Genomic DNA, 5,866 nt, shown 5'->3' with positions numbered 1-5,866 from the left:
CGCCGCGGGTGACACCGGGCGGTCCGGGAGCGGCTCCGACGCCGAGGACGCGGCGGACGGCGCCGCGGGTGACACCGGGCGGTCCGGGAGCGGCTCCGACGCCGAGGACGCGGCGGACGGCGCCGCGGGTGACACCGGGCGGTCCGGGAGCGGCTCGGACGCCGAGGACGCGGACGAGTCCGCCGAGCGCGGTGCGCGTGATGACTCGGACGCCGAGGGGGATGTGAGCGACTCGGGCACCGAGGACGCGGTGGCTGACGCCGAGGAAGGCGTTTCCGGCTCCTCCGAGGAGTCCCAGGAGTCCGGGGCCGACAAGGCGGCCGCCGAGGGCAGCGGCGGGCGGCTGCGGGATGCCGTCGCCGCGTGGGTCGCCTCGGCGGACGGGGGCGAGGAGTCTGCCGCCGCCGAGGGGGACGCCACGAAGGCCGAGGACGCCCGAGAGGCCTCCCAGCGCACGGACGAGCCCGCCGAGGCCGGCACGGACGCCCAGGAGGCCGGGAAGGCCGCCGAGGCGTCAAAGGCCCCGTCGGACACCGAGGACGCCGAGGACGCCGAGGACGCCGAGGACGCGGACAACGCCACGGACGACGCGGACCGCCGCAGGGCCGAGCGCGACGAAGTGGCCCAGGACGCCGCGGACGACGCCGCCGAGCCCCAGGCGGACCGTTCCGCCAAGGGCGGCAGCACCGGCACCGCCGGCGCCGACGAGGAGACCGGCGACGGCGCCTCCAAGCCGGCCGACCCGCGGGCCTCCGGCGACGCCGAGGCCGGGTCGAAGGCTCCCGCGGCCAAGACCACACCCAAAGCCGCCGCCCCCGAGACCGCCGGCGCCGAGAACGACGCCGCCGAGGCCAAGGACCCGGCCGAAGGCCCCAGGTCGAGCGAGCCGGACAAGGCTGACGGCTCGACCGACGACGACGCCCCCGCAGAGCGCCCCGTCGACCAGCCCACCGCCGTCTTCAAGACCCTGCGGCCGCCGGTCGATCAGCCCACCACCATGCTGAAGCTCGGGGGCGCGGCCAAGGACCTCCCGAAGACGGACCTCCCGAAGACGGACGCTCCGACAGCGGACGTCCCGAAGAAGGACGTCCCGGAGAAGGACGCCGAGCGGACCAGCAAGTTCGTCGCGCTCAAGCACCTGGACGACCCGGCGACGAAGAAGCCCGTCGCCCCGGCCGAGGCCACCGCGCCCGTCCCCACCGTCGGCCCCGAGCGCACCACGCAGCAGCCGCTGCCGCCCAAGCCGCCGCTGGATCTGCTGGCCGAGCTGACGAACACCCCGCCGCCCCCGGAGACCCCGCTGCGGACGGCGGCCCGGCGGGTGAAGATCTGGACGCCGCTGGTGCTGCTGCTGATCGTGGTCCTCGCGGTCGTGCAGAGCGTGCGCCCGCTCCCCTCGCCCACCCTCGAACTCACCGCCGAGGACAGCTACACCTTCGAGGGCGGCAAGGTCGACATCCCCTGGCCCGCCGACGGCCAGGCCGCGCTGGACGTCCAGGGCATCGGCACGTTCGGCTCCTCCGGCGAGCAGAAGCCCGTCCCGATCGCGAGCGTCGCCAAGGTCATGACCGCCTACGTCATCCTGCGCGACCACCCGCTCAAGAGCGGCGAGGACGGCCCGAAGATCCTGATCGACCAGGCCGCGCAGGACCAGTCCGACGCCGGACAGGAGTCCACCGTCGACGTCACCAAGGGCGACAAGGTCACCGAGCGGGAGGCCCTGGAGAGCATCCTGATCGCGTCCGCGAACAACGTGGCGCGGCTGCTGGCCCGCTGGGACGCGGGGTCCGAGAAGGCGTTCGTGCGGAAGATGAACCGAGCCGCCCTTGACCTCGGCATGAAGAACACGACGTACACCGACCCGTCGGGCCTGAACAACACGACCGTCTCCACGGCCGTGGACCAGGTGAAACTCGCCAAGGCCGCCATGCTGCAGCCGGCGTTCCGCGAGGTCGCGGCGATGATGTCGTACGTCGACTACAAGGGGAAGAAGCACGACAACTGGAACCGCCTGGTCGGCTACAACAACGTCACCGGCATCAAGACCGGCACCACCACCTCGGCGCTCGGCAACCTCGTCTTCGCGGCCAAGAAGGACGTGAACGGTGAGACCCACCGGATCATCGGCGCGGTCGTGCGCCAGCCCGCCGGCGGCCCGGACAACACGATCCTGGGCGCGGCTCTCCACGAGGGCGACAAGCTGATCCGGGCCGCGCAGGGCGCGCTGGAGTCGGCGACGATCCTGAAGAAGGGCGACGTCGTCGGGTACGCGGACGACGGTCTCGGCGGCCGTACGCCGGTCGCCGTCACCGAGGACGTCACGGCCGTCGGCTGGGCGGGCCTGTCCGTGAAGCTGACGTTCGCCGCGGACGACCTGCCGCACACGGCGAAGGCCGGTAAGACGGTGGGCACGCTCACCGTCGGTGACGGCAGCACCAGTGCCGTGAAGGTCCCGGTGGCCCTCCAGAAGGACCTGGTGGAGCCGGGCTTCACGGCCAAGCTCACGCGCCTCGGCTGACCCGGGGCACCACCCGCACCACCGCACTCCGCCGGTAACGGCCCGTCCGGGCGCCGCCCGGCGGGGTGCGTGCTAGCGTCCCGAACCGGGACAGGTCACCGCTCGCGCCGGCGCGGCAGCGGAAGCCGAGAACAGAAGACGGGACACGGGGAGTGCCTTCGAGTGGCCACTGCGGAGCCGACACGCGCAGACGACACCGGGCCGGGCGCGGTATCAGGCCCGCGAATACGCCTGCCCGAAGCGCCGGAGGCCGACGCACCGGAAGCCGGCACCCCGGAAGTCCACGCGCCAGAAGTCCGCGCCTCTGACGCCAGCGCGCCCGACTGCAGCGCACCCGGGGGCCGCAAGGCGGAGTTCGAGTGGCCCGCCCCCGTCCTGGCGCTGCGCGAGCGCATGCTGCGGCACCCGGTCCTGTCCGTCACGGGCCTGGCCGCGGCGCTGCACATCCTCTGGTTCTTCACGTTCGCGAACAGCGGCGGCGATCTGGCCGCGCAGGACGCGTGGGCCGAGTTCGTCGGCCGGCACCCGGACTCGGCGTACAACCTCGCCTGGTACGGCGGCATGCATCCGGTGTCGTACAGCGTGGTGTCGCCGTATCTGATGTCGGTGCTCGGCGTGCGGACGACGATGATGATCGCGGGAACGGTCTCCGCGGGGCTGCTGACCCTGCTCCTGCTGCGCAGCCGCTCCGTGCTGAACCCCCTGTGGGCGTCGCTGGCGGGCGTGTTCGGCCTGTTCTGCAACGCGGTGTCCGGGCGGGTGACGTTCGGTCTGGGCATGATGTTCGCGCTCGGCGCGGTCGCCGTCGTGTTCTGCTGGCCCTACCGGTGGCGGTACAAGCGCTGGGCGAAAGCCCTGAGCGCGGCGCCGCTGGCCGCGCTGGCCACCATGGCGTCGCCGGTCGCGGGCCTGTTCGTGGGCCTGGTGGCGGTGGCGCTGTTCCTGCAGAAGCGGCGGCCGGGCGCGTGGGCGCTGGGGCTGGCGCCGACCGCGGTGGTGGCGGTGTCGGCGTGGCTGTTCCCGTTCTCGGGCACGCAGCCGATGGTGATCGGCTCGGTGCTGCTGCCGCTCGCGTTCTCGGTCCTCGCCTGTGTGCTGGTGCCGCAGGACTGGAGGACGGTCCGGCTCACGGCCGCGGTGTACGGCCTGGGGGTCGTGCTGGTGTGGCTGATCAGCTCCCAGATCGGTTCGAACATCACACGGCTGGCGATGCTGTTCGCCGGGGTGGCGCTGGTCGCCGCGCTGCCGTTCACGGTGCCGCGCAGCCGCCGGTGGTACGCGGCCGTCGTGGCGCTCTGCGGGTTCGGCGTGTGGATCGGCTTCAAGACGGTCGACGACATCGTGCACACGGCGCCCGCGGCGTCCTGGTCGCGCGAGCTCGCACCGCTCGTCAACGAGTTGCAGGAGGTCGGCGCCGAGAAGGGCCGGGTCGAGGTCGTCCCCGCCCGCTCCCACCGCGAGGCCTCCGCGCTCGCCCCGTACGTCAATCTGGCCCGCGGCTGGAACCGCCAGGCCGACATGGAGCGCAACCCCCTCTTCTACGACGACACGCTCAACTCGGCGAACTACCACGAGTGGCTGAAGCGCTGGGCGGTGCACTACGTCGTGCTGCCGAAGGGCGAGCCGGACGGTGACGGGGGTCAGCGGGAGCGGGCGCTGGTGCGGCGCGGGCTGCCGTATCTGACCCAGATCTGGGGCAACGACACCTGGCAGCTGTTCAGGGTGACCGCCCCGACCTCGCTGGCCGAGCCGAACACCGTGGTCGACCGGGCCGAGCAGGGCGAGATGGTCCTCCGGGTGAGGAAGGCAGGCCGGGTCCTGGTCCGTATCCCCTACTCGCCCTGGCTGAGCATCGTCGACGCGGAGGGCAGGAGCCTGAAGCCGCCGCAGGAGACGGAGGAGTCCAGGAACCGTCCCGAGGGTGAGCCGAAGACGTATGTGAACGTCAACGGCTGCCTGGCGGAGACGGAGGAGGACGCGCAGGGCGACAAGTGGACGGAGCTGCTGGCCCCGAAGGCCGGGACCTACCGCCTGGCGGCGCCGTACCAGCTCCCCCGGGGCACGCCGTGCCCGGAGGAACTGCGCTGAGCCGGTCCGTCGCACCCCTCTGAACCCCTCGTTCCCGTTCGATTACAGTGCTGAGCTGTCGTACGTACGGACGGTGCCCCGGGGAGGTCTAGGTGGGTGCGACTGCCGGCGCCGTCTGGGGCCGTACAGAGCAGCAGGACTTCCGCAGCCGGGTGCGCGGGACCCTGCTCGGCGTGGCCGTGGGAGACGCGCTGGGCACGCCCGTCGACGGGCTGAGCATCGACGCCGTTCGGGAGGCGCACGGGGCGGAGGGCCTGGTGGACCTGGCCCCCGCCTACGGCAGACGCGGCGCGGTCACGCACCTCACCCAGCTCACCCTGTTCTCCGTCGACGGGCTGATCCGGGCCCAGGTCAGACGGGACACCGGCGCCTGGCATCCGCCGACCGATCTGCACCGGGCGTATCTGCGCTGGGCCGCCACGCAGCGTGACTGGGGGCCCGACGAGCGCCGCAAGGAAGACGGGTGGCTGGCGCGGGAGGAGTGGCTGTACGCGCGGCGCGACCCCAGCCGCGCCCTGCTGCTGGGGCTCGGCGACGAGACCATGGGCACCCCGGAGGCGCCCAAGAACCCCGGGGAGGCCGGGCCCGAGGCCGCCGCCCGGTCGGCGCCCTTCGGACTGCTCGTGGGCTGGGAGCCGCAGCTGGTCATACAGCTCGCCGTGGAGTGCGCCGCGCAGACCCACGGTCACCCCACCGCTTCCCTCGCGGCGGGTGCTTACGCCGTGATCGTGCACGCGCTGGCGCTGGGCGAGAGCCTCGACGCCGCCGTGCAGCGGGCCTTCGGGCTGCTGGCCGCCCGGCCGGGGCACCAGCCGGTGTCGGACGCGCTGCAGCATGCGCTGGGCGCCGTGCGGCAGGGCATGCCGGGCCCGGAGCGCGTGGCCGAGCTGAGCGGGGCGGGTACGGCGGAGGGGCTCGTGGCCGCCGCCGTGTACTGCGCGCTGGTCGCGGCGGACGTCCGGCACGGGCTGTGCCTCGCGGTGAACCACGACGGCCCGTCCGCCACCACCGGCGCGCTGACCGGCGGCCTGCTCGGCGCGATGCACGGGGAGACCGCCCTGCCGCCGGGCTGGCTGGCCGAGCTGGAGGGCCGCGCCACCATCCTGGAGCTCGCCGACGACTTCGCCATGGAGATGACCCAGGGCCCGGCCCTGCACGGCCCGGCCGGCTCCTCCCCGGGCTGGCTGGCCCGCTACCCGAGAGCCTGAACCGGCCCCAGCCAGCGCGGCACGGGCCTGGGGGCGGCAACGCCTGCGGCTC

3 protein-coding genes are annotated in these 5,866 nt (G+C 73.6%); all 3 read left to right on the top strand.

Annotated features, from left to right (window positions below; all coding sequences use genetic code 11):
* The coding region (locus tag HDC93_RS04830; RefSeq protein WP_260419409.1) for a D-alanyl-D-alanine carboxypeptidase at positions 1-2,518 on the top strand (2,518 nt) is incomplete at its 5' end.
* Between the two features lie 162 nt (positions 2,519-2,680).
* Entirely contained in the window at positions 2,681-4,606 is a 1,926-nt protein-coding gene (locus HDC93_RS04825; RefSeq protein ID WP_185007475.1) for an MFS transporter, read from the top strand.
* A gap of 92 nt (positions 4,607-4,698) precedes the next feature.
* Positions 4,699-5,814, top strand: a complete 1,116-nt coding sequence (locus HDC93_RS04820) for an ADP-ribosylglycohydrolase family protein (RefSeq protein ID WP_185007473.1) — start codon at positions 4,699-4,701, stop codon at positions 5,812-5,814.
* Positions 5,815-5,866: the final 52 nt, after the last annotated feature.

The organism is Streptomyces sp. AK010 (assembly GCF_014207295.1).
Lineage (GTDB): Bacteria > Actinomycetota > Actinomycetes > Streptomycetales > Streptomycetaceae > Streptomyces > Streptomyces massasporeus.
The sequence above is the reverse complement of the archived record's forward strand: the minus strand, read 5'-3'. Positions and strand labels throughout refer to the sequence as shown.